The 24,839-nt window shown below is 57.9% G+C and carries 23 protein-coding genes; 9 read left to right on the forward strand and 14 right to left on the reverse strand.

Annotated features, from left to right (window positions below):
• Positions 1-147 precede the first annotated feature (147 nt).
• The 6 genes from Q7F15_RS10515 (at position 148) to trhO (ending at position 4,738) form a co-directional block, all read left to right on the forward strand.
• Complete coding sequence (locus tag Q7F15_RS10515) at positions 148-885, forward strand: hypothetical protein (protein WP_171564903.1); 738 nt, start codon at positions 148-150, stop codon at positions 883-885.
• A complete protein-coding gene (locus tag Q7F15_RS10520) occupies positions 878-1,060 on the forward strand; it encodes a hypothetical protein (protein ID WP_304414332.1) in 183 nt (60 codons plus the stop codon). Before Q7F15_RS10515 ends, Q7F15_RS10520 begins: the two co-directional genes overlap by 8 nt.
• A complete protein-coding gene (locus Q7F15_RS10525; protein ID WP_304414333.1) occupies positions 1,012-1,968 on the forward strand; it encodes a DUF3419 family protein in 957 nt (318 codons plus the stop codon). Before Q7F15_RS10520 ends, Q7F15_RS10525 begins: the two co-directional genes overlap by 49 nt.
• Positions 1,965-2,969 (forward strand): hypothetical protein, encoded by a 1,005-nt coding sequence (locus tag Q7F15_RS10530; RefSeq protein ID WP_304414334.1) that lies wholly within the window; start codon positions 1,965-1,967, stop codon positions 2,967-2,969. Before Q7F15_RS10525 ends, Q7F15_RS10530 begins: the two co-directional genes overlap by 4 nt.
• 10 nt (positions 2,970-2,979) lie before the next feature.
• Positions 2,980-3,675 (forward strand): iron-containing redox enzyme family protein, encoded by a 696-nt coding sequence (locus tag Q7F15_RS10535; RefSeq protein WP_304414335.1) that lies wholly within the window; start codon positions 2,980-2,982, stop codon positions 3,673-3,675.
• Positions 3,676-3,796: 121 nt separating this feature from the next.
• Complete coding sequence (gene trhO / locus Q7F15_RS10540; RefSeq protein WP_171564907.1) at positions 3,797-4,738, forward strand: oxygen-dependent tRNA uridine(34) hydroxylase TrhO; 942 nt, start codon at positions 3,797-3,799, stop codon at positions 4,736-4,738.
• Between the two features lie 48 nt (positions 4,739-4,786).
• On the opposite strand, the gene Q7F15_RS10545 is transcribed toward trhO, so the two are convergent.
• From Q7F15_RS10545 to Q7F15_RS10560, 4 genes are all read right to left on the reverse strand, one after another.
• Positions 4,787-5,893 (reverse strand): sensor histidine kinase, encoded by a 1,107-nt coding sequence (locus Q7F15_RS10545; RefSeq protein WP_304414336.1) that lies wholly within the window; start codon positions 5,891-5,893, stop codon positions 4,787-4,789.
• Entirely contained in the window at positions 5,890-6,564 is a 675-nt protein-coding gene (locus Q7F15_RS10550; protein ID WP_212131990.1) for a response regulator, read from the reverse strand. The genes Q7F15_RS10545 and Q7F15_RS10550 overlap by 4 nt, the downstream gene beginning before the upstream one ends.
• A gap of 5 nt (positions 6,565-6,569) precedes the next feature.
• The gene (locus tag Q7F15_RS10555) at positions 6,570-8,342 is read right to left on the reverse strand and encodes an ABC transporter ATP-binding protein (protein ID WP_371808870.1); all 1,773 of its coding nucleotides are present in this window, start codon (positions 8,340-8,342) and stop codon (positions 6,570-6,572) included.
• Positions 8,343-8,805: 463 nt separating this feature from the next.
• Positions 8,806-9,255 carry a hypothetical protein gene (locus tag Q7F15_RS10560; RefSeq protein WP_171564911.1) on the reverse strand — a complete coding sequence of 150 codons (450 nt, stop codon included), beginning with the start codon at positions 9,253-9,255 and terminating at the stop codon, positions 8,806-8,808.
• Positions 9,256-9,509: 254 nt separating this feature from the next.
• Between Q7F15_RS10560 and Q7F15_RS10565 the strand changes: the two genes are divergently transcribed.
• The gene (locus Q7F15_RS10565; protein ID WP_171564912.1) at positions 9,510-10,493 is read left to right on the forward strand and encodes a glycerophosphodiester phosphodiesterase family protein; all 984 of its coding nucleotides are present in this window, start codon (positions 9,510-9,512) and stop codon (positions 10,491-10,493) included.
• Between the two features lie 105 nt (positions 10,494-10,598).
• Here the strand turns inward: Q7F15_RS10565 and Q7F15_RS10570 are convergent, their stop codons facing one another.
• The 4 genes from Q7F15_RS10570 to Q7F15_RS10585 all read right to left on the reverse strand — a co-directional run bounded on the left by Q7F15_RS10570 (position 10,599) and on the right by Q7F15_RS10585 (position 14,012).
• Complete coding sequence (locus Q7F15_RS10570; RefSeq protein ID WP_171564913.1) at positions 10,599-11,699, reverse strand: YheC/YheD family endospore coat-associated protein; 1,101 nt, start codon at positions 11,697-11,699, stop codon at positions 10,599-10,601.
• Positions 11,700-11,741: 42 nt separating this feature from the next.
• Positions 11,742-12,662, reverse strand: coding sequence for an RluA family pseudouridine synthase (locus Q7F15_RS10575; RefSeq protein ID WP_212131992.1), 921 nt, complete (start codon positions 12,660-12,662; stop codon positions 11,742-11,744).
• A 33-nt stretch (positions 12,663-12,695) separates the two neighbouring features.
• Entirely contained in the window at positions 12,696-13,043 is a 348-nt protein-coding gene (locus Q7F15_RS10580) for a thioredoxin family protein (protein ID WP_171564915.1), read from the reverse strand.
• Between the two features lie 81 nt (positions 13,044-13,124).
• Positions 13,125-14,012 (reverse strand): LysR family transcriptional regulator, encoded by an 888-nt coding sequence (locus Q7F15_RS10585; RefSeq protein ID WP_171564916.1) that lies wholly within the window; start codon positions 14,010-14,012, stop codon positions 13,125-13,127.
• 112 nt (positions 14,013-14,124) lie between these two features.
• Here Q7F15_RS10585 and leuC point away from each other — a divergent pair, with 112 nt between their 5' ends.
• Positions 14,125-15,555 carry a 3-isopropylmalate dehydratase large subunit gene (gene leuC, locus Q7F15_RS10590; protein WP_171564917.1) on the forward strand — a complete coding sequence of 477 codons (1,431 nt, stop codon included), beginning with the start codon at positions 14,125-14,127 and terminating at the stop codon, positions 15,553-15,555.
• Complete coding sequence (gene leuD, locus Q7F15_RS10595; protein ID WP_171564918.1) at positions 15,555-16,151, forward strand: 3-isopropylmalate dehydratase small subunit; 597 nt, start codon at positions 15,555-15,557, stop codon at positions 16,149-16,151. The genes leuC and leuD overlap by 1 nt, the downstream gene beginning before the upstream one ends.
• A gap of 287 nt (positions 16,152-16,438) precedes the next feature.
• Here the strand turns inward: leuD and Q7F15_RS10600 are convergent, their stop codons facing one another.
• The 6 genes from Q7F15_RS10600 to Q7F15_RS10625 form a co-directional block, all read right to left on the reverse strand.
• Positions 16,439-18,097 (reverse strand): AMP-binding protein, encoded by a 1,659-nt coding sequence (locus Q7F15_RS10600; protein WP_304414337.1) that lies wholly within the window; start codon positions 18,095-18,097, stop codon positions 16,439-16,441.
• 176 nt (positions 18,098-18,273) lie between these two features.
• Positions 18,274-18,744, reverse strand: coding sequence for a hypothetical protein (locus tag Q7F15_RS10605; RefSeq protein WP_171564920.1), 471 nt, complete (start codon positions 18,742-18,744; stop codon positions 18,274-18,276).
• A 79-nt stretch (positions 18,745-18,823) separates the two neighbouring features.
• Complete coding sequence (locus Q7F15_RS10610) at positions 18,824-19,315, reverse strand: YajQ family cyclic di-GMP-binding protein (protein WP_171564921.1); 492 nt, start codon at positions 19,313-19,315, stop codon at positions 18,824-18,826.
• 49 nt (positions 19,316-19,364) lie between these two features.
• On the reverse strand, positions 19,365-20,153 hold the full coding sequence (locus Q7F15_RS10615; protein WP_171564922.1) for an SDR family oxidoreductase: 789 nt from the start codon (positions 20,151-20,153) through the stop codon (positions 19,365-19,367).
• A 214-nt stretch (positions 20,154-20,367) separates the two neighbouring features.
• Positions 20,368-23,451: an efflux RND transporter permease subunit gene (locus tag Q7F15_RS10620; protein ID WP_212131993.1), complete on the reverse strand. Its 3,084-nt coding sequence runs from the start codon at positions 23,449-23,451 to the stop codon at positions 20,368-20,370.
• A 3-nt stretch (positions 23,452-23,454) separates the two neighbouring features.
• A complete protein-coding gene (locus Q7F15_RS10625; protein ID WP_212131994.1) occupies positions 23,455-24,678 on the reverse strand; it encodes an efflux RND transporter periplasmic adaptor subunit in 1,224 nt (407 codons plus the stop codon).
• Positions 24,679-24,839: the final 161 nt, after the last annotated feature.

The following is a 24,839-nucleotide window of genomic DNA, read 5'->3' on the forward strand; positions in this document are numbered from 1 at the left end:
ACCATTTTCATAGTGTACAGGATGCCGCTATCCCTCGCAAGCAAGCGGATCATATTTTCGGACACTTTTCCAGTGTGCTTGTCAGCAAAGCGTCAGAAGAATTACAATCAAATGGTGAGTTGAGAATAATCTGGAAGGAGTGGGGTCGTGATCCAGTTTTCCAACCGTCTGCTCACCTCCCTGTCCGCCGCTGACAGACAGATGTTGGTGGAGACGGCCAACCGCGCTTTTCCCCACTGCGACCAAACCGCCTACCTGGCGGAGCGCTTTCCCCTGTATGACGCAGTGCTGATGGCCCATGACGAAACCGGACTGGCCTCTTTTCAATTGATACAGCGGTTTCAGACAGACCACGGCCGGTTTGTCTACCTGGGCCCCTTGTTCTCCCTGCGGAAGGCCTATCTGCCGATGCTGCTTCATTTCTTCCGCAGCGCAATGGACACCTGGCCGGACGAGCCGCTTCACTTCATGGCCGAACTGCAGAATCCCGCCCTGCTGCTCGTCTGCAAAACCCTGTTTCAGCGGTCGTACCCGCTGCTTCACACCCGCGAAATTCCCCCGACCGTTCGGCAAACGGCACAGGCATTCGTCGAACGGATTGGGCATATCGACGGGTTTAGGCCGGACAACCTCACTTCGCGCAGCAGCCATACCCTGTACCGCCCGGCGGTTGGCTTCGATGCAGTAATGAGCTGGCTGCACGCCAGGGGCGTACGGATGGACCAAGGAGACAGCCAGATCCTGCTGCTCATCTGCCCCGCCGATGCTTCATCCCGCTCCCGGCTCATGCAGGAGTTGGAACGCGGCCGGCTGATGCTCGCGCACTGGGAGCGGTTTCGTCCGGTGATGCTACGAAAATTTAAGGAGGGCGCTGCCCGTGACTGACCTGTATTTTGCACAGATTCGCGAAGACAGCATGGTGGAACGAACGCTTGCGGACCGGTACCGTCCGAAAACGGTCGCCGTCATCGGGTCCGGGGGTGTACGGCGTTTTCCCTGCTGCGCGACGATGTGCAGACGATTTACGCGATCGATTTCAACCCCGCTCAGGCCGCGCTGATTGAATTGAAAAAAGCGGCCATCGGGACCATGAGCCGCGAGGAATACCTGGCGTTCGCGGGAGAGACGGACGGAGCAAGAGAGTCGGACGGATCGGATCGGCAGGAAACGTACCGCCGCCTGGCGCCGCTGCTTCCCGATTACGCCCGCACTTTTTGGGACAGTCATCCGCACCTGCTGGCGCTCGGCGTGAACCAGTGCGGCGCGACGGAGCGTTTCTACCGGTTCATCAGTCAAAATATTCGCTTCAACCTCTACGGCGACGAGGTCTGGCAGGAACTGCTTTCCTGCCGCACCTTGGACGAGCAGGCCGCCTTTCGCGAGCGCTACCTGAACACAGACGCCTGGCACACAGCCGTGCGTCTTTTGCTGAGCAAAACCACCCACCTGCAGTTCTTCCCTGCCCACATGTTTGCCCAGGCCAGGGAACAGGACTTTGGCGCATTTTTTGAGGCGATGTTCAATAGAGAGCTGGAGCGACGGTTGATTGGCGACAACTATTTTTTCACCCAGCTCATGTTTGGAACGTACCTGCTCGACAGACCGGAAGGAGCTCCCCACTACCTGAGCGAGGAAGGCTATGCCTCGGCGAAGCGCAACCTTTACAAACTGCGGGTGCTGCCGCTCTCCCTGCAGCAGGCACTGCCACAAATGCAGGGCATCGACGCCTTTTTCCTCTCCAATGTTTTCGACTGGTCGGACGAAGCACAGCGTGCGGCGATTTGCGCCGCCGTGCTTGAAGCCAAAAGCAGGGAAGCGGTCCTGCTGTACCGCAACATGCTGTCCGCTCCTCCCCTTCCAGAGGCATTTTACGAGCAGCTGGCAGTGGACGAAGCGTGTTCCCGTGAGATGACCGACCTCGATCGGTCGATGATGTACCAGCGCATTACCGTGGGTGTGCTGAAATGAATTACTCGACATCCCCATTGACGAGGGAGCACAACGACGCACTGCTGGCCCTGGCCCATGCAACGGATACGGGCAGCGACCTGTTTGTCGTAGATCGCTCGCCTGATTTTTTCCGGCTGGGCGAAAGCTGGGGGGAATCTCGATACACGGGGCTGTGGCGCGGCAGCCGTCTGATCGGCTGCTTCGGGGTGACGAAGCAGGTCCGCTTTCTGAACGGCCAGGCAGAGCCCGTATTCTACCTGCACGATGTCAGGATTCATCCTGATTTTACCGGCACGCGCGCCTTTCAGCGGCTGGCGGGTCATGCTGCGGAGAGTCTGGGCCAAGTGTGCCGCTGGGTGTTTGCCGTCGTCCTGGACAGCAACCGACACCGCTCGCCGCTGACACGGGCAAACAGCTTGTTTCCGGAAGCGGTCCCCATCGGCCGTATCGTCCACCTTGGCGTGCCGCTGTTCTGGCCGATGGACGGAGACTGGCGTCGTGTCACTCCGATTGACGGCGAGGAAGCGTGGTCCTGTTACGAGCGCTGGTCAGCGGACACTGCGTTTGCGTACGCCGACCGCGACCGTTTTTTGCGCCGGGATGGCTGGTTTTTGGGCCTGCATGCTGGCGGCAAACTGCGCGCCGTCTGCAAAGTCATCGACCAATCATCGGAGCGCCGACTGGTCGTCACCCGTATGCTCCCCCTTCCACTGCGCCTGATCCATGGTGCCTTTCGGTGGCGCGGGATCGCAGCCCTGCCTGGTCCCGGAGCGCCGTTTCTGCACGCCTATCTCGCCTATTACGCCAGCGCGGACGGAGAAGACAGGCGGCGGACGTTTTTCGCCTATCTGGCCCGCTTTCACCGGCAGGCGTACCCTTATGTCTTTACCGGCGTCTCCCCGCAGCTGGCGGAGAGGTATCGACACCCGTTGTTTATCAAGCTGCGCTCCACCGCCTACGCCTACGGAGATGTCCCGTCCGGCCTGGCGCTGGGCGCCTATGAACTCACCTTGCTGTAGGAGGTATTCTATGACAAATGCATATACGGAAGTAAAGCAGCTGGCGGAGCAGCTCTTTGCCCGGCACCAGGTGGAGCGGCATCCGCTGTTTCTCGGGCTGCACGACCGATCGTTTTCCCCGGCGCAGGCCAAGGAAGCGGCCTTGCAAATCTATCACGTCGTGGAGCATTTCCCCCGTTTTTTGTCCGCCATCCTGACCAATCTGCCTGACTACCGGCTGCGCATGCCGCTGGTGGACAACCTGTATGAAGAGCACGGCCGGATGAATGAAGCACATGTGCACCTGGAGACGTACAAGAGCTTTTTGCGCGGCATCGGCGTGACAGACGCCGAACGGGACGCGAGCCGTCCGATCATTCCCGTACTGGCGTACAACCGCGCCATCACCGATCTTTGCCTGCATTACCCGTTCCCGGAAGGGCTGGCCGCCCTGGGTGTGATCGAAGAGATCGTGGCCCGCGTCTCTCCGCTCGTCGGCGCCTACGCAGCCTCTGCGTACGGCAATGCGGCTGATTTGGCCCATTTTACCGATCACGAAATCCTGGACGTGACGCATGCCAACGAAATCTACGAAGTGGTCGCCCAGGTGTATTCCGGCGACAACAAGCCGCTGGTGGAACGCGGCATGCAGTTGGGCATGTACTACCACACCCGGCTGTATACGGACATTTTGGACCATGTGCAGTCGTTTGCGGCTCACTTGTAACCGGCGGACATCAAATGGTCACATCCTTCCTGACATTTTTTTCGGCATTTATCAACGCAATGTGATATAATCACTGTTGCGTCAAAAATTCGATAAGAATAAAGGAAGGGTGAATTGTACCTTGCAAGTACAAAAGCCGTATCGTGTGCTGCTTTACTACAAGTACGTCCAGCTTGACGACTACGAGGAATACGCGGCGGAACACCTCAAGTTCTGTAAAGAGATTGGGCTGAAAGGACGTATCATCGTCGCACCGGAGGGCCTGAACGGCACGGTGTCCGGCACCATCGAACAGACCGACGCGTACATGGAATTCGTTCGCAAGGATCCGCGTTTTGCGGACATCTGGTTTAAAATAGATGAAGCAGACGGACATGCGTTCAAGAAAATGTTTGTTCGCCCGAAAAAAGAGTTGGTCACCTGGCGTCTGGAAGACGATTTCAGTCCGACCGAGCTGACGGGTAAGTACCTGACGCCGAAAGAATTCTATGAAATGATGCAGCAGGACGATGTGGTCATCATCGACGGCCGCAACGATTACGAGTACGAACTGGGTCACTTCCGCGGCGCCATTAAGCCGGACGTCCGCGCTTCCCGCGAGTTTCCGAAGTGGATCCGCGAGAATCTGAGCCAGTTCAAGGACAAGAAGGTGCTCACCTACTGCACCGGCGGCATCCGCTGCGAAAAGCTGACCGGTATCCTGCTGAAGGAAGGCTTCAAGGATGTGTACCAACTGCACGGCGGCATCGTCACCTACGGCAAAGACCCCGAGGTGAAAGGGCGCCTGTGGGACGGTAAATGCTACGTCTTTGACGAGCGCATTTCCGTGAAGATCAACCACACCGAGGAAGACGTTGTCATCGGCCGCTGCTACTACTGCGGCAAACCGGAAGACCGCTACGTCAACTGCGCCAACCCGTTCTGCAACAAGCAGCACTTCTGCTGCCCGGAATGCGAAGTGAAATACAAGCGTTCCTGCTCCGACGAATGCCGCGAACATCCGCGCAACCGCTACGTGGAAGAGGAAAACGCCAAGCTGCAAGCAGCCGGCTCTCAGGCGTAAACAGGCAAACAAGCTGATCTCGTGAATGAGATCAGCTTGTTTTTTTGCCTATGAGAGCATCTGGCTGCACAGCCGTTCCTCCCCCATCCTGACAAGTAAAGGTTCGCTATTGTTCAAGGGCAGCGTAACGGTAAAGGCCGCCCCTTCCCCCGGTTTGCTCGTCACGCTGATGGTACCGTGATGCATGTCGACTATTTTCTTCACGATGGACAGACCGAGCCCGCTGCCGCCGCTGGAGCGATTGCGCGATTTGTCCGCCTTAAAAAAGCGTTCGAACAAATGCGGCAGATCCTCCTCCGCGATGCCGATGCCGGTGTCGGCAACGCACACGATCACATGCTGCCCGTCCTGCTCCAAACGGACGGAGATGCTCCCGCCGTGCGGGGTAAATTTCACGCTGTTGTGCAGCAGATTGACCCACACCTGACTCATCAGTTCTTCATCGGCGACGACGTACACTTCCTCCAGGGACACGTCCATGTCGATCGCTTTGTCCGCCCACTGCGGTTCGCAGGCGAGGATCACTTGCCGCAATTGCCGGTCCAGGCGGTAGCGCTTCGGCTCAAACGGATGATGGTCCGACTCCAGTGACGTGAGCTTCAGCAGGTTGTCGCTCAGCTTCGACAAGCGTTGGCATTCCGTCTCAATGATGCTGAGATAATGCAGGCGCTCCTCCCGGCTGAGCCGCTCGTTTTGCAGCGCCCGGGCAAACCCGCTGATCGAGGTGAGCGGCGACTGGATCTCGTGGGAGACGTTGGAAATGAACTCCTGACGCATTTTCTCCATTTGACTCAGCTCGACGGCCATATGGTTGATGCTCTCGACAAGCTGTCCGAGCGGATGGTGTTCGTCCGCCTTGACCTGCAGGTTGACGTTGAAATCCCCCTTGGCGATTCGACGCAAGGCATCGTACAGTGACTGCCACAACATTCTTTGTTTGGAGCGGATCAAGATGCCGATGGAAGCCATCAAAATGCCCGCCAGCACATAGCCGAGCATCACGGTGATGAGCTGCCTGACGTAATCGGGCATCTGCCTGGTCAGCCCGCCGGCGTACTGCGACATCAGGAAATAGACGGCCGACCAGCAGGCAGTAAAAAATCCCACCACAAACACGATGCCCGCTGCGTGGCGCAGGATTCTTTTTCCTTTCATGAGCGAACCTCCAATCGGTAACCAAGCCCGCGGATGGTGCGAATCCGAAACGAGTGCCGCTCTTCCGGAAAACGCTCGCGCAGGCGCTTGATGTGCACGTCGACCGTCCGCTCATCCCCTTCGTAATCGTATCCCCAGATCTGCTCGATCAACTCCTCGCGGGAAAAGGTCTTTCCTGGGTAACTGGCCAGTTTGAATAACAGTTCAAACTCCTTCAAGGGCAGAGTCAGCTGCTTGTCCCCCACCTGCACTTCGTAGGTCTTGCGGTCAAGCAGCAGTTCGCCGATCTGCACCCGCTGCGACACGGCGATCCGGTATCGTCTCAGCAGCGCTTTTACCCTGGCGACCAGTTCCAGCGGTTCAAATGGCTTGACCAGGTAGTCGTCCGTGCCCAATTGGAAGCCTTTGATTTTCTGCGACGTTTCTCCTTTGGCGGTCAGCATGAGCATCGGGGTGTCGTAAAGTTCCCGCAGTTCACGGCACAGCTGCCACCCGTCCATGTTGGGCATCATGATGTCCAGTATCACCAGATCCGCCCGGGTTGTTTCCAGGAGCGCAAGCGCTTCCCTGCCATCGGCGGCCTCCAGGACGGAAAATCCTTCCTCCCGCAGAAAAACGCCGACCAGCTCCCGAATATGGGGATCGTCATCTACAACCAGTATGGTGGCCATGCTCCTCATCCCTTCCCCGCCTGGATTTGCGCCGCGGTCTGCTGATCGATCCGCAGCTGTTGGCTGGCAAATTCGCGATACATCGCATGAGTGGTGAACAGTTCCTCATGCGTTCCCCGGCCGGTGATCCTGCCTTTTTCCAGAAAGATGATGTGATCCGCGTCCATGACGGTGGACAGGCGGTGGGCAATCACCAGCGTCGTCCGCCCCTTCATCAGATTTTGCAGCGCTTTTTGCACCTCGATCTCCGATTTGCTGTCCAGGCTGGATGTAGCTTCATCCAGCATGAGGATGCGCGGATTGCGCAGCAGCGCCCGGGCGATGGCGATGCGCTGACGCTGGCCGCCGGACAATTTGACACCTCTTTCTCCCACCTGGGTGTCGTACTGGTCCGGCATCTCCTCGATAAAGTGATCAGCGTAAGCCATGCGTGCGGCGCGACGTAGTTCTTCCTCGCTGACCTCATATTCCATACCGTAACAGATGTTCTCCCGGATGGTTCCGGCAATGATCGGGCTCTCCTGGGAGACGTATCCGATCTGGCTCCGCCACGAATGGAGAGAAAACGCGTCGATCGGGTCCTGGCCCAGCCTGATCGTCCCCCCCGTCGGCCGGTAGTAACGTTCTATCAGCGAGAACAGCGTCGTTTTCCCGCTGCCGCTGGGCCCCACGATCGCCGTGACGCGCCCCGGCTCAATCGTGAAGCTGACGTCGTCCAGTACCGGTTCGCCCGCCTTGTAGGCAAAGCTCACATGCTCCAGGGTGATCGGCTGATGCGGGTCGGTGACCTCACGTCCGGCCGTCAGGTCTTCTTCTGCCGCTTCCAGCGTGGTAATGATTCGCTCGGTTGCTCCCCTCGTCTTTTGCAGATTGGTTACAAACATGGACAATTGGCTCATCGGGATGACGATTTGAAAGAGATACAGGATAAACGCGACCAGATCGCCTGCCGTGAGCGCTCCGGACGACACCCGCATGCCGCCGTACCCGAGAATGAGCACCAGCAGCGTCATCATGACGAGGGAAATAAACGGGGAGATCAGTGCGTGCACCGTCCCCTCTTTGATGCCGAGGGAAAGCAGATTGGTAATGCCCCGTTTGCCGTTTTGGTACTCGATCGCTTCCGCGTTTGATGCCTTCACCAGTCGAATCTCCGACAACACCTGGTTCAAGGTCGCGGAAAATGCTGCGGTCTCATCCTGCATCCCGCGGGAAATTTTGTGCATCGTCCTTCCCAGCGGCTTCAGGACCAGAATCGTCAGCGGAACGGCAGTCAGCATCAGCAGTGTCATTTTCCAGTCCAGAAAAAGCAGGATCGTTACCGAGCCGACGATGGAGATCGCACCGGTAAAAAAGTTGGTCAAGTGGTCCGTAATCAGTCCCTTGATGACTGCTGTGTCATTCGTCATCCTGCTGATCGTCTCGCCGGTCTGGTGGTCGTCGTAATAGGAAACCGGCAGAACGAGCAGCTTTTTCCACAAGCGGTCCCGCAGACCGGCCACCACGCCCTGACCGATCCGGTTGAGCAGGTAAATCGACAATCCGCCGGCGAGCGATTGGGCGAGAAAGGCAACCGTCAGCACGGCCACCTGCCCCTTGTCCAGCGACGCCAGCGAAAAGCTGTTGACGAGGTCTTTCGTGAACAGCGGAACGAACAGGCCCACGACGGTGGAAGCCACACTCAGGAACAGCGCGATGGCCAGCGGCAGTGCAGGAGGTTTCGTCTGTCTGATCAGATTGAGAAATGGGCGCCAGCCACCCGATTGTTGCTTCGACATGTTCTCCATCTCCTTTTGAAAAAACGCTTGCCGTGATCCTTACAACGCTTGGGGGACCGCCTGCACGGCCGGGTCCCTCACCAGACCGCCTCGCGGTTTCCTGTCTGTCATACGTGTTCACTCCTTTTCCACTCTTATGGCCGTGAACAGGATACAACACGTATATGAACGGAATGTGAACGACGCGGGCTCAACGCACAAGACTGCATGACCGGATGGCAGGTGTTGCCGCCACAGTCAGCTCTTTGCCAATCAGGCCGAAAACTCCGGTGTTCGTCTAAAAGTACGAACAAACCGGAGTTTTCTTACGCCAGTTTTATCGTTTTTTTCAATGTTCTTCGCCCGGACGATTGCGCTGATTCCAGCACGTTTCTCGCTTCGCGCATCCGCTCGAGCGCGAGCAGCCGGTCTATCGGAATGGGGCGGCGCTTGTCCTGGGAACGTCGGGCGCATTCGCCCCCGTTTACAGCGTGGTCTGGGACGTCTCCGCTTTGTTCAGCTGTTCTTTGAACACGTCACCCAGCACCCCGATATCCACTTCCCATTTGTTCTCTTTGTAATACACCGTCGCCTTGGAGTCGCCTTTTTTCCCAATGATCCGGATGCTGGAAGTCTTCACTTCGTAGCTGCCGTCGTCATGAAACGTAATATCCGCGTCCTTCAATTCCGCCTCCAGAATCGGGACGACTGTCTTCTGCACCGCATCCTGCGTGGTCTGCACGGCTGTGCGTCCCATATCGATTACCTGCTCCGGGCTGAAATGAAAGACCAGCACGAGAATGACGCCGATCACTGCCATCACGGCGAACAGCCGAAACAGGCTCCGCATGATCCATTGAAAGGCGGCGACCACCACAATCAAACATATGACGATGGGCCAATAATCTTTGACGAGGTTGAGCAGCGAATCCACATCCATCACTCCTTTTATACCCATTCTGACCCAAACGGGGCCGTACCTAACCATGCCTCAGGTTCCAGTTGCATACTGCCAGAAGCTATTCCTATTATGAATGGTTGTAAATGGTCCGGTCAAATGGCACGGCACGTTCCGTTATGGACGATCGTGTGAAAACTGCTCCTTCCCGGCTGCTGTTTGTGCACAACCCGCCCATCCATGGTATCATGGTGTACTGTACGAACAGCATGATGGACAAGGAGAGTAACATGAACAGATTTCGTGCGTTTTTCAAGAACAAGTTTGTATTGGTTTGCATCGCGCTCGTTGCCTTCATGTATGTAAACAATACATCGCTGCTGGCCGAGAAGCGGACAGGCTCCCCCCTGCTGTTGGCTCATCGGGGATTGGCGCAGACGTTCAGCATGGAAGGCATCACCAATGACACCTGTACAGCCGCGCGCATCTTCAAGCCGGAGCATCCTTACCTGGAGAACACGATTCCGTCCATGGAAGCTGCCGTCAAGGCGGGAGCCGATATCATCGAGTTTGATATCCATCCGACAACGGACGGACAATTCGCCGTCTTCCACGATTGGACGCTGGATTGCAGAACCAATGGAAAAGGAGTTACCCGAGAACACACCCTGGATGAATTGAAAAAGCTGGACATCGGCTACGGCTATACGTATGACAACGGGAAAACGTATCCGTTTCGCGGTAAAGGCGTGGGCATGATGCCTTCACTCGATGAAGTGCTCGCTCATTTTCCCGAGCAGTCCTTTTTGATTCACGTGAAAAGCAACGACCCGGAAGAAGGCAAACAACTGGCCCGGTACTTGTCCGCACTGCCGGAAACGCGCCTGAAAAAGCTAGCGGTATATGGTGGAGATCAGCCGATCGAAGCGCTGCGCGAAGAGCTTCCACAGGTGCGCGTCATGTCCGTCGCGACGATGAAGAGCTGTTTACTCCCGTATATCGCCGTGGGATGGACCGGGTATGTCCCGGAGGCGTGCGCCAATACGCAGCTGCACATTCCGGAAAAGATCGCCCCCTGGCTGTGGGGCTGGCCTGATAAGTTCCTCAATCGGATGGATGCCCGCAACACCCGAACCATTTTGGTAGCGGGCGGCGGAGATTTCTCCGAAGGTTTTGATACGGTGGAAGACCTGACACGTTTGCCTGCCAACTACACCGGCGGCATCTGGACCAACCGCATCGATAAAATCGCACCTGTGTTCAAGACGCAATAGCAACCCTGCCGGAGATTGTTTGCATGAATAAGGGGCTGTCCCGAACCTGTTCGGGAAGCCCCTTTTTTCTTCGTACAAGATGTGACTGTTTGTAAAGCCCCGCTGTCACAGCGCCGCTTGTGACGACTGCCGCTCGTCTCCGGGGTGCTGCCGGATGAGGTACAGGGCGTATTGAATCGGTTTGCGGATCGCTTCTCGGTACACCTGAGGCATACCCAGTTCGCGGAAGATTTCACGCCCTGGCTTGGGATTTACCTCGATCAGCCAGGCACGGCCGTCAACGTCGATGCCGATGTCCAATCCCAGTTCGATCATCCGGCCGAAGTGCTGTTCTATCGTCTCTGCCGTCTGGTAGGCCAACTGCTCGCAATCCGTGATGATCTCCTGCGCCCGCTGTTCGCCAAACCGTGAGCGCAATAACGTCTCGACGGGTACGGCTTTGCCGCCGCCGTGCAAGTTGGCTGTGGCGCTCTTCTCCCCGCCGACGCGCATGCCCGCGCCGGTGATGCTCCAGCGGCCGTTGCCGTCTTTTTGGATCAGCAGGCGCATGTCCACTGACCGTTTCGGCACCAGATCGAGACGAAGCCCTTGCTGAATAATCATCTTCTCGGTTTTCCACCGGTCGATCCAGCGCAGCAGGGCCGGAATGCGTCTGATCAGTGCAGACACTTTCGCCCGATCCTTGTTGCGCGCCAGAAGGCGGTACCCTTCCGCCGTCTTCTCCAGCCGGACAATTCCCCTGCCGCCGGTGCCGTTCAGCGGCTTCAGGTAGAGCAGCCGATGACGCGCCAGCATGCTGCGCAGATGCTTGTGGTTGTACAGCATCGCCTCGGGCAGCCAGCGGTGCATCCGCTCATCCCGCCGCAGGACCTCGTGCACTTTCCACTTGTTGGCCAGCCGGCTGTTGGCGTACCGAAAGCCATTTGTCCGGCGAAACGTGACGTACTGCCGAAACGCCGCCGTCGGCTTGTAGCGGTAGCGGTCGATCACCACGTCGGGACGGGGAAACACGCGGGCCTTCCAGCTTCGCCCATCCGGGACAAAACCGCGCACCTGCCTGCCGGACGGCGACACGTCCTGCGGCGCAAACAAAAAAACCGTACCGCCCAGCGCCCGGCCTGCCCGGATCAGCCGGCGAAAGTAGGCCGGCTCGGCAAATCGTTTTCCCTCCCGCCAGGTCAGGATGCCGATCACGGGTCGTCTCATCACACCACCCTCTTTCGATCCCTTCCCTGGCAGTGTATTCACCTAGCGGCGCATTGGCGCTTGACGCAAGGTCTGTTCCAAACGGAGCAAATCGTCCGGCAGCGGCGATCGCACCTCCATCGGCCGTTCGCCAAACGGGTGGGAAAAGCGCAGGACGGCGGCGTGCAGGGCCTGGCGGCTGATCATGCCGCCCTTTCCGCCGTACAGGGTATCACCAAGCAGGGGATGGCCCAAATGGCTGAGGTGGACGCGAATCTGATGGGTGCGGCCCGTCTCCAGCCGGCACTCCAGCTTGGACGCTTGCGCATACCGCTCCACCACGCGGTAGTGCGTAACCGCCGGATCGCCATTGGATGACACCCGGCGCCGATTGGGATGATGGCGGTCCTTGCCGATCGGTTGGCTGATGGTGCCGCTGTCCTGCTTGACCATTCCGTGCACGAACGCGATGTAGGTGCGCGAAATATTCCGCTCTCGCAACCGTTCGTCCAGGAGGGCCGATGCCAGGGCGTGTTTTGCGTAGAGAACGACCCCGGAGGTGTCCTGGTCCAGCCGGTGGACGTGACGCACCTTGGCTGCCACCCCCGTCCGCGCGAAATGGCCGGCGATCAGATGATCGAGCGTCCTGGTGTGACGCGGCTCCGTGGGATGGAGCAGCAGCCCGGGGGGTTTGTTTGCGACCAGCAAATGGTCGTCTTCGTACAAGATGTCTGCCGGTTCATCAACCGGTGCGAGCCCCAGCGGTTCCGGTCGGCAGAGGCGGAGCCGAATCTCCTGTCCGGCTTTCGCCTCCGCAAGCTGGGCAGCCGGGGTGCCGTCCAGCAAGACCTCCTTGTGCTGAAAGAGCAGATGCACCTGCTTGCGCGGCAGTCTCCACTGCTCCCGGAGCAGCGCCCCTACGGACGCGGCGTCCTCCACGAGATGGCCGACCAGCCACTCCCCGTCTTTTTTCATGTGTATCATGCCGTCGCAACTCCTGGTTGGTATTCCATCCGGTTAGGCCTGCTTCAAGCCCTCGTACACTTCTACTGCGCGGTTCAGGAAGTGTTCGATTTCCTCCCGGCTTTTGCCCAGCTTGCTGACAAAGCGGACCAATTCCTTGCCGTTGGCAAAGGCGATAAAGCTGGGGATGCCGAAGACGTCCAGCTTTTGCGACAGTTCCGGCAGGGTGTCGCGGTTGACAGCGACCATGTCCAACTTGTCCTTGTAGGCTTCCTCAACTTCCGGCATGAACGGATCGATCCGGTGGCAGTCCGGGCACCAGTCCGTGTAAAACTTGACGACCACGGGTTTTTCCGAGGCGATGGCTTGTTCAAATTCTGCTTCGGTCTTGATTTCCTTCATTTCCAATCATCCTTTCTCGGATTTCGTGTGGATTTAGTGTATCACAGCCGCAGATGTTTGTCCCCGAAGGGTTGCACTTGGCTACATCGCGCTCCCCTGCTCCACCAGGGAACGGACAAACAACTCTGCCGGACGGGAGAGCGGCCGGTCTTTGCGGTAAGCGACGACCAGCGTGCGATACGGCCGTCCGGTCAGGCTCACGTAGACGGGCGGTGCCGTCGTGCCCGGTGCCAGGGAAATCATCTTGGGGGCAAACGAAAAGCCCATCCCCGCCGCCACCAGCGACTGCACCGTCTGGATGTTGCTGCTCTCAAAGACGATTCGCGGACGGAATCCGGCCTGTTCGCACAGGCGCAGCGAGATCGTGCGGAAGCCCTGCCCTTCTTTTAGCAGGATAAACGGCTGTCCGGCCAATTCGGCCAGATCTATTTCCTGCCGCTCCGCCAGCGGGTGCTGCGGCGGAACCGCCAGGTAAATCTCCTCGTGAATGGCGGGGATTACCTCCAGTGAGGGATCGGCGATCGGCATCGTCAACAGGCTGACGTCGATTTTTCCCCGGACCAGAAGCTGCTCCAGGTTGCTGGACGTCTCTTCTATTAGTTGCAGTTCGACGCCCGGAAACTGCCTGGTAAAGGCGGGGATGACCCGGGGCAGGACGTACGCGCCCGTAATCGGCAGACTGCCCACCAGAAGTTTACCGCTCTCGCCGACCGCGTAAGCGCGCATCTCCCGCTCCAGGGCTTCCGCCATATCAATCAGCGACTGGGCCACCTGAACGAAGCGCTGCCCCGCGTCTGTCAGCTCCACGTGCTGCGGCAGTCGATGAAACAGGGTTACCCCGAGCAGTTTTTCCAATTTGGCAATCTGCTGGCTGAGCGACGGCTGGGCCAGATGGAGCCGGCTCGCCGCCCGGGAAAAGCTGCGCTCTTCCGCCACTGCCAGCACATAACGAATCTGTCGTAATTCCATGAAGACCTCCCGATAGGCAAAAGCTATCCATCTCATAATAATTATATCTTTGAACTATTCCTAATGCCATGATACAACCGTGATAAGAGTTTTGCACGAAGGAGGACGACACATGAAACCCCGCACGATGTTTGAAAAGATCTGGGATGCCCACGTGATTCACGAAGAGCCTGGCAAACCCAGCCTGCTGTACATCGACCTGCACCTGGTCCACGAGGTCACCTCGCCCCAGGCGTTTGAAGGACTCCGCCTGGCCGGGCGCCGCGTCCGCCGTCCCGACCTGACGTTTGCGACGATGGACCACAACGTGCCGACGGCTGATCGATTCAATGTCAAAGACCCGATTTCCCGTCAGCAAATGGAGACACTGACGAAGAACTGCGAGGAATTCGGCATTACGCTGGCCGACCTGAACAGCCCCGATCAAGGGATTGTGCACGTAATCGGACCGGAGCTGGGATTGACTCTCCCCGGCAAAACGATCGTCTGCGGTGACAGCCACACCTCCACGCACGGCGCATTTGGCGCTCTCGCCTTCGGGATCGGCACGAGCGAAGTGGAGCACGTGCTGGCTACCCAATGCCTCCAGCAAGCCAAACCGAAGACGCTGGAAGTGCACGTGAAAGGCGAGCTGGGCTTTGGCGTCACTGCCAAAGACTTAATTTTGGCGATCATTGCAAAATTCGGGACAGACTTTGCTACCGGTTACGTGATTGAGTACACCGGTGAGGCTATCCGCAAACTGACGATGGAAGAACGCATGACTGTCTGCAACATGTCGATCGAGGCGGGAGCGCGGGCCGGCCTGATCGCACCGGACGAGACCACGTTCGCCTACCTCAAGGGCAGACGCTACGCGCCGCAAGGGGAAGATTTCCTGCGTGCCGTCGAGCGCTGGAAACAGCTCCGCACCGACCCGGGCGCCACGTACGATCACCGCGTGGAAATTGACGCCAGCGAAATTGCGCCGCAAGTCACCTGGGGAACCAGCCCGGGCATGGGCACCGACATTACCGGCACCGTTCCTGATCCCGATTCGTTCCCGACGGAAGCGCAGCGCAAAGCGGCCAAGGACGCCCTCGCCTACATGGGTCTCACACCGGGCACCCCGATGACCGCGATCAAGATTGACCGCGTCTTTATCGGCTCCTGTACCAACGGCCGGATTGAAGACCTGCGCCGTGCTGCCGAAGTGGCAAAGGGACGCCGCGTCGCCCCGCACGTGCACGCAATGGTGGTTCCCGGTTCGCAAGCTGTAAAGCAGCAGGCGGAACGTGAAGGCCTGCACCTGATCTTCCAGGAGGCCGGCTTCGAATGGCGCGACTCCGGCTGCTCCATGTGTCTGGCGATGAACCCGGACGTGCTTCAGGAAGGCGAACGCTGCGCCTCCACTTCCAATCGCAACTTTGAAGGACGCCAGGGACGCGGCGGACGCACCCATCTGGTCAGCCCGGATATGGCGGCAGCCGCAGCCATCGCCGGCCACTTCGTGGACGTGCGCGAATGGAAACGTGAAGGCGTGAACAAGGAGGTCCTGCAATAATGAAACCGTTTGTCGTACACACCGGAATTGCAGCGCCGTTGGACCGCGTCAACGTGGACACCGACGCCATCATTCCCAAGCAGTTTCTCAAACGCATCGAGCGCACCGGATTCGGCCAGTTTCTCTTTTACGAATGGCGTTTCAACGCCGACGGCAGCCCGATCGAATCGTTCGTGCTGAACCAGCCCAAATACGCCGGTGCCACCGTCCTCTTGGCCCGCAACAACTTCGGCTGCGGCTCCTCCCGCGAGCACGCTCCTTGGGCGCTGCTGGACTACGGCTTCCGCGCCATCATCGCGCCGTCGTTTGCCGACATTTTTTACAACAACTGCTTTAAAAACGGCATCCTGCCGATCAAGCTGAGCGAAGACCAGGTGCAGGAGTTGTTCAGCCGTGCCACAACCCGCGACAACTACCAGCTGACGATCGATCTTAAGGAGCAGTTGATTACGGACGGCGCCGGCCTCTCCTATTCGTTCGAGGTGGACGAGTATCGCCGGTACTGCCTGCTCAACGGGTTGGACGACATCGGCATCACCCTGCAATACGAAGATAAAATCGCCGCCTACGAGGCGAAGCGGGAAACGTTTGCGTAAATCCACGCAAACCGGCGAAGGCATGGAGCACTCCGTGCCTTCGCTTTTTCATGTGACCATACCTCCAGCTTTTCCCACCCATCATAGTGCACAGCGGCCGGAAAGTAAAGATGGCCCTTATCGAGCTGTTCCCAAGAGCTGCCCAACGCTGACAACGTCCGCTTCAAACTCGTATCGACAAACCAACGCCGGGGCATGCCCCGGCGTTAATCACTGTTCGCTTTCCACGCTGCTCGTGATCCATTGTCACACTGCATGTTGTTTTTCAACTCTTCGCAGTCCATCTGTCACGCGGTTTCGATGCTGTCCGCAGCCTCCAGGCCGAACGCACGAATCGCCTGCTCCCGCAGCTTGAACTTCTGGATTTTGCCGGAGGCAGTCATCGGGTATTCGCTGACGAACTGGATGTAGTGCGGAATTTTATACCGGGCAATCTTGCCCTCGCAGTATGTTCGCACCTCTTCCTCTGTCAGCGTCTCCCCTGGTTTCACCTTGATGCAGGCCAGCACTTGTTCGCCGTATTTCGGGTCCGGCACTCCGACTACCTGGACATCCAGCACTTTGGGATGGGTGTAGAGGAATTCCTCGATTTCACGCGGGTAGATGTTTTCTCCGCCGCGAATAATCATGTCTTTCAGCCGGCCGGTGATGCGGAAGTAGCCATCTTCGTCCATCGTCGCCAAATCCCCGGTGTGCAGCCAGCCTTCTTCATCGATGACTTTGGCTGTCTGCTCCGGCATATTGTAGTACCCCTTCATCACAAGATAGCCGCGCGTGCACAGTTCTCCCTGCACACCGGGAGGCACCGTCTCTCCGGTGACGGGATCGATCACCTTCACCTCCACGTCGTCATGGGGCTTGCCCACGGTGGAGACCCGCCGCTCAATGGAGTCATCCGGCCGCGTCTGGGTGATGACCGGTGAGGATTCCGTCTGTCCGTACGCAATCGTGATCTCGCGGATGCCCATTTTCTCCACGACGCTTTTCATCACCTCAATCGGACACGGTGAGCCGGCCATGATCCCGGTGCGCAGTGAACGAAGATCCCGCTCTGCAAACGACGGGTGGTTCAATTCGGCGATAAACATCGTCGGCACGCCGTACAAGGCGGTACAGCGCTCCTCCTCCACGACGGACAAGACCATCCCCGGATCAAAGGTAATCACCGGAACCATCGTGGCTCCGGTCGCCACGCAGGCAAGCGTGCCCATCACACAGCCGAAGCAGTGGAAGAATGGCACCGGAATGCACACCCGGTCCTCCATCCCCAGCCGCTGGCACTCAGCCACCTTGATGGCATTGTTGACGATGTTGTTGTGGGACAGCATGACCCCTTTTGGAAACCCGGTCGTTCCCGATGTGTACTGCATGTTGATGACGTCGTCCGGGTGCAGTTCCCGCTGACGAGCCGCCCGCTCTTCGTCAGGCACGGCTGCGCCGCGTTCCAGCAGATCGCGCCACAAAAACATGCCGGGCTGCCGCTCCTCCCCGATGTAGATGACGTTTTTCAGATGCGGCAGGCGTGCCGACCGCAATTGCCCCGGTTCGCACTCGTCCAGTTCGGGGCAGATTTCCCGGATCATCTCCAGGTAGCTGACGCCCCGGAACGAGTCGATCAACAGCAGCGTGGTGGATTCCGACTGGCGCAGCAGGTATTCCAGCTCGTGAACGCGATAACTGGTGTTGACGGTGACCAGCACGCCTCCGATCTTTGCCGTGGCAAACTGGCTGATCACCCACTCCGGCACGTTGGTGGCCCAGATGGCGATGTGTTCCCCCTTTTGGATACCCAGCGAGAGAAACCCCCGGGCGACCTGGTCGCACACGTCCCGGAACTGTGAAAAGGTGTAGCGCAGGCTCCGCTCCTTATAGATCACGGCCTCTTTGTCAGGAATGCGGCTTGCCGTTTCGTCCAGCAGGTCACCGATCGTAATGGAACGCAACATGGAAAACACCCCTTTTCGTTTTATATGTCTGACTATTCTGTCTCTTGTAATCAATTCGATTTTTCGGCGGAATATTCCTTCCTGTCATACGCCTTTTCTCAACCGTTCTCCTGAGGGAAAGCCGATCCCATGACATCCAGAAAGAAAAAGCGTCCCTTTGTCGGAACGCTTTTTCCTCACTGCACCACGATTCGCTTCACCGCTTCCACCTTGTACGGCAGGTGATTGCTGTAATTCAGCTCAACCCGCAGCTCGTGCTCCCCTTTTGGCAGCTTTTTCAGCAAAAACTCCGGCTGGTAGATCATCCCCTTTGGTTCGCCGTTCAGGTACAGGTGTGCGTGCCCTTGACCGAACACAGCCTGGCTGGCATCACCCGAATCCTCGACAAATTGAAAGTTCTGGGTGAGCAGTTTGACTTCAGCTGTGTCTCCCTCCACCTTGACGTCCAGGTTGAGGGACGGCTTCGCGGCACCGGCCGGCGGATCAGCGGTCAGTGCGGATGCGGGGACGCTCTGATCTCCCGGGCTGTAGGGGTCGGATGCGTGCAGCGGGTCTTTGACCAGCAGGATGATGCCCGCCACCAGCACAATCAGAAAGACGATGCCGCCCAGGATCAGATTGCGCAGACTGATGATAAAGACCTTCATCGCTTACTCTCCCTTTCGCGTATGCTTGTCACCTATTGGTACATGCATACGCGAAGAGAGAAAAATAGAAGCAAAACTTTTATCGGTAGTTGATAAATTGCACCTCAATCGGCAGGTCGGCCTTGCGGATGGCGGCGATCACCGCCTGCAGATCGTCCTTGCTTTTGCCAGACACCCGAATCTGATCGTCCTGGATCTGCGATTTCACTTTCAAGCCGGTCTCCTTGATGATGCCGGTGATTTTTTTCGCATTGTCCTTGTCGATGCCCTGCACGAGCTTCACCCGCTGGCGGACGGTCCCGCCTGCGGCAGGCTCCACTTTGCCGTAGTCCAGATTTTTGACCGGCACATTCCGTTTGACCAGTTTGCCGATGAGGATGTCTTTGACCTGGCCCAGCTTAAATTCATCGTCGGAGACCAGCACGATCTCCTCTTTCTCCAACGTGATGCTGCTCTTGCTGCCTTTGAAGTCAAAGCGGTTTTCAATTTCCTTGACAGCCGTGTGGATGGCGTTGGTCACCTCAGCCAGATCCACTTTGGATACGATGTCAAACGAACTTTCCTTGCTCATGCCTGCTCCCCTTCACCTGCATTTTCCATCCATTATAGCACAGCGATGGTCAGATTGCCTTGACCAGGCCGCCGTCGACAAGTAACGCCTGTCCTGTCACGTAGCTGTTGGCAGGGGAGGCCAGGAAGGTGACGACACGGGCGAACTCATCCGGTTGGCCGTAACGTCCCAGCGGAATCGCAGCCTCCGCCAGTCGTTTCACCTCGCCAACGTCTACCTGGAGCTGCTCCGCCCGCAACTTGTCCAGCGAAGCGACTCGATCCGTCGCAATGCGTCCGGGGCCGACCGTGTTGATGAGAATCCCGTCCGGGCCGAGCTCCACGGCCAGGCTTTTCGCCAGCCCGACAATCCCGGTGCGGAAGGTGTTGGACAGAATCAGGTTTTCCAGCGGCTGTTTGAACGACGAGGAAGCAAAATTGACGATGCGGCCGAACTGCTGCTTGCGCATGTGCGGCAGCACCGCGCGAATCGCCCGCACGAAGCTAAGCAGGTTCAATTCAAAAGCGGCGATCCACTGCTCGTCGGTCAGCTGATCAAAGGTGCCCGCTGCCGGACCGCCTGCGTTGTTGATCAAAATGTCCACACGGCCGAAGCGGGCGGCCGTCTCATCCACCAGCTTCTGGATGTCTTCGGCTTTGGTCACATCCACCAGCATCGCCAGCGGTTCTTTCCCTGTCTTGTCGATGATTTCCGCCCGAGTGGCGGCCAAAGCAGCTTCGTCACGGCCGCAGATGGCGACGTTCGCCCCCTCCGCCGCGAGCGACAGCGCCGTCGCTTTTCCCAGTCCTTTTGTCGAAGCCAGCACGATGGCCACTCTTCCCTGCAATTGCAGATCCATGTCAATTCTCCTTTCAGCTTTCGCAATGTTCTGGGATTTCATGTATGCCTTCATTCTACAGAAAAATCTGACCAATGCAAGCAAAAGGGAAGAGGCCGGACACTTTCCGGCCTCCTGGGTTGGCTAGGTGCAGGCGGCAGCCGTGGGCATGTGGATGCCAGCAGCAAGGGTCCCGGCTGGAACCCTTGCATTGCTTGCTGCCAACCGGTGCTGCTTACAGTTCGGTGGCAGGCATCTTGTTTTTCGCCTGCTGTTTGGCGAGCCGTTTGGCGTGACGGGCTGCTTTGCGGGCCAGTCGACGTTCCTTGACGCTTTCAAACAGGGAGTACAGGACCGGCACCAGGACCAGAGTGACCAATGTGTGGAAGATAAGGCCGGAAATGACGGCGGTTGCCAGCGGCGCTTCCAGATCAGACCCTTCGGCGAAAGCCAACGCCATCGGCAGCATGCCGAGAATCGCGGTCAGTTTGGTCATGATCACGGGCCGCACGCGGTCTTTCGTCCCCTGGAGAATTGCCTCCGTCAGCTCCATGCCGCGGCTGCGCAGCAGGTTGATGCGGTCGATCAGGAGAATGGCGTTGGAGACGGCGATCCCCACCAGCATGATGATGCCGATCATCGCCATTTCGCCGAGAATCCGCTGCGTCAGCACAAACCCGAGGATGACGCCGACCAGCGCCATCGGAATCGTCAGCATGATCAACAGCGGCTGGGACAGACGCCCAAACTGCGTCACCATGATGACGTAAATCAAGGCGATGACGCCCAGAAAGACGAAGAATCCCTGCGTCATGTTGGCGCTCTGCTCTTTCAATTTGCCGGCGATCTCCACCTTGTACCCGGCCGGGACAGCAAGCGCAGGCAGTTTATTCGCCACCTGGCGACCCACCGTTCCCAAATCGCTGCCCAGCAGTTCGGCGGACACGGTAACCATCCGCTCTCCCTTTTCACGGGCGATGGTGACCGGCGACTTGCTGTGCCGCCACTCCACCAGTTCGGAGAGCGGCACCTGCTCACCTGTATTGGAACTGATCATGATTTGCCGCAATTGCTCCGGATGCTTCAGCCAATTGTCCGGCATTTTGGCGACCACATTTACCTCAATCCCGTCGCTCGTGATCGTCGTGACCGGCTGTTCCCCGATCATCATGCTGATCTGCTGCATCAGGGAGCGGGCATCCACCTGCATCCGGGCGAGCGCTTCCTGCTTGGGAATCAAGGTGATTTTCTCCTTGCCCTCCTTGAAATTGTTGCGGATGTTGGTCACGCCCGGGATCGTTGCCAGCATGGCTTCCACGTCGCCGGCGAGCTGACGCATTTTCTCCAGGTCATCACCGACGATATCCAGCTGGACAGGCGGCTCATTTCCCTGGCCGCCAAATGCGGTCGTGATGCTCTCAATGCCGGGAATCGCCTTGAGCCGGTCGTTGATGTCCTGGGTCAGCGCTTCCTTGTCGCGCTCCCGTTCCTTCTTCGGCTTCAGGGAGATGAACAGTTCCGTCTTCTCTTTGTTCCCGAAGAAAAAGACGTCTTTTACTTCCGGGATTTGCCGCAAAGATGCTTCCGCCGCAATGCCCGCACGCTGCGCATCTTCCAGACTGGACCCGGTCGACATGGTCATCGATGCGAACACCAGGTTTTCGTTCGTGTCAATGCTCTGCCCCATTTTGACAAAAGGCAAAAGGAACGTGGAGCTGACAAAGATGACAATGGCGAGGATGACCGTTTTCACCCTGTGGCGCAAAGCCACCTGCAGCAGTCGGTTGAACCACAGCACGATCGCGTGGTCTTTTCCTTGTCCCTCCAGTGACACGTTCTTGTCCTTGCTGAGAAATCTGTCGGAAAAAACCGGGACGAAGAAAAATGCAGCAATGGTCGACGCCACAATCGCCGACGTGACCGTGAAGGCGATCGTCTGCAGAATCGGTTTCATCCAGTCTTCAAAGTCGGCAAAGACCAGCGGCAGAAAGACGATGATAATCGTCAACTGCGAAGTGAACACCGGGGTCAGCACTTCCCGCGTTCCTTTCACAATCGCCTGCTGCAGCGGCTCTCCTTTTTCCCGGAACTGATAAATGCTCTCCAGAACGACAATCGCCGCGTCGACGATCAGGCCAACCGAGAGGGAAAGTGACAGCAGGCTCACCATGTCGATGTTGTACCCGCCCCATTTCATCGCGATAAACGTCATCAAGGCGGACATCGGCAGCGTCGTGGCGATGACCAGTGTCACACGCCAGTTGCGCAGGAAGACAAACAGGATGATGATCGCCAGCGCCCCGCCGAGCAATACGTCCCGGCTGAGGTTGCTCACGGCGTGCTCAATGTAGGAGGCGGCCTCAAACATCACCTTGAGCTCGTAGCGTCCGTCGGCTTCGGCGTTGATCTGCTTCACGACCTCCTCCACGTTGCGTTGAAGTGTGATCAGATCGTGCCCTTCTGCACGCTTGACGCTGAGGTGGACAAAAATATTGCCGTTTGTCAGCGCGATCGAATCTTTAACCTTGCCGCGCAAATCTTCAACGGTGGCCAACTGGTCCAGGGTCACCGTCCCTTCCGGCGTGTCGATGTTCAATCGGTTGATCTCCTGGACGGTCGTGTACGTGTTGTCGATCATGATGACGGTGTCAAATCCGGGATTCTCCAGCATGCCGACAGCTTGTTTCCAGTTGGTCGCCTGGAGCTGCTCCATCACTGATGCGGTCGTCGTGCGGTAGGCGGCCAGCCGTTCCGGCCGCAGCGTGATGGCGATCTGATTCGCAAAACTGCGATCCGACACTTCCACTTCCTTGACCCCGGGGACGGATTCGATCCGGTCTTTGATCGCAGTTTTCGCCAAGTTGAGCATCGATTGCGGGTCCGCCCCCACCAGGGCATAGTCAATCAGGGCGTCGTCCCCGAAATTGGCCTGGGTGACGTTAACCGTGTCAACCGCCTTGGGGAATGAGTTGCGCAGGCGGCTCACCACGTTTTGCACTTCCTGCCTTACTTTGTCCCCTTTGCCTTCTTCGGCGATCACCGTGATGTTGACATTCCCGGTGGTGGTTGTGGACGTGTACTCTTTCACGTCAGGGATCGACTTGATCTCCTGTTCGATTTTCCTGGTGACCTTTTCTTCCATCTCCTCGGGCGGAAGCGATCCGCCGGAGACGTCGACGCTAATCCACGGGAAGTTTGTCTTGGGAACCAGTTCCACTTGAAAGCTGAACAGCGAGCCGAACCCGGCGATGACGATGACAAACGTGACCAGAAATACAATGAGGCGTCGCTTCAGCAGAAAGAGAATCGTCTTTTCCATGCGTTATTCCCCTTTCGCCTCCACTTTTTGCCCCTCAACGTAGAAGGTAATGCCGGCGCGCAGCAGTTGGTCGCCCGGTTTGACACCGGAAACGATTTCGATCTGATCGCCTACCAGTTGTCCCGTTTTGACTTCCCGCTTGATGATCACGCCGTTTTCCACCGCCATCACATAGTGCGTGGATTCACTCACGCCGACGCTTTCCAACGGTACGAGAAAACCGTTGATTGTACGCGGGATCTCCACTGTGGCCACCATTCCCCCGCGCCATATGCCTTTCGGATTGGGGACGGTCACTTCCACCCGAAACTTCCCGGTCTGCTTGTCGACCACCGGCGAGACGTAGGTGACGGTTCCCTCGTTCTTCTGGCCGTCTTCGCCAATGACCTGGACCTTGGCCTTCTCGCGGAACTGGTTGATTAGCTCATTGGTGACGTCCAGTGTCACTTTTACCTCCGACAAATCGACCAGATGGATGATGGATTCGCCCGGATTGGCCAATTCGCCCACCTGCTTGGAGACCTCCACCACCGTACCAGCGAACGGGGCGATGATTTTGGTGTCGTTCAGCGTCTTTTTCGCCCGCTCCACTTGACCCGCCGCCTGTTTCAGCGAGGCGTTGGCCATGGCGATGTCTTCAGGCTGAGCTCCCTTGAGCAGTTCGTCGAGGGTCAGCTTGGCGTTGTTCACGGCTAATTGCGCCTGGTCCAAGGCCCATTTCCGGTCGTTCCATTCGCTTTTGGAAATGGCACCGCCTTCGAACAGCTTTTGGCCTTGCTCATACTCCTGCTTGGCCTTCTCCAGCTGGTTCTGGGCGCTTTGCAGTTGCAAACGCTGCTGTTGAATCGCTTCTTCCGTCGCACCCTTCAACGTCTTGCTCTTGCGGGCCGCCGCTTCTTCCACCTGGCTTGCCGCCGCCTCCACTTCCTTCTGGTAGTAGCTGGCATCAAGCGAAGCCAGAAGCTGACCCTGGGCGATCTTCGCTCCTTTCGTCGCATGGATGGCCGCAACCGTGCCTCCCGTGCCAAACTGCAGGATGGCATCCCGCTTGGCTTCCACGATGCCGGTCACGGACAGCATGACGGGGTGATCCGGTTTCTTTACCGTCAACACCTGGACGACTTTGGCTTTGGCGGGCTGCTCTTCCGGCGGTTGAGCTGCCCCTGGTCCGCAGCCTGCGGTGATGACCAGCAGAGAAGCAAGAAAAATGGATGCGCGTTTGTTCACAATAATTCCCCCAAGTCTGTTACAATCATTTCCAAGGAACATTGTGCCAGGGGCCCCATATTATTCGAAACCGTCAACAGGTGGAACTTTTTCTCCTCCTCAAGACGGAGCCAACCCCGACAATGTCCCCAGAAGGGTAATACGTCGCGGATGGAAAATGA

The sequence above is a fragment of the Brevibacillus aydinogluensis genome (assembly GCF_961514395.1).
GTDB lineage: Bacteria > Bacillota > Bacilli > Brevibacillales > Brevibacillaceae > Brevibacillus > Brevibacillus aydinogluensis.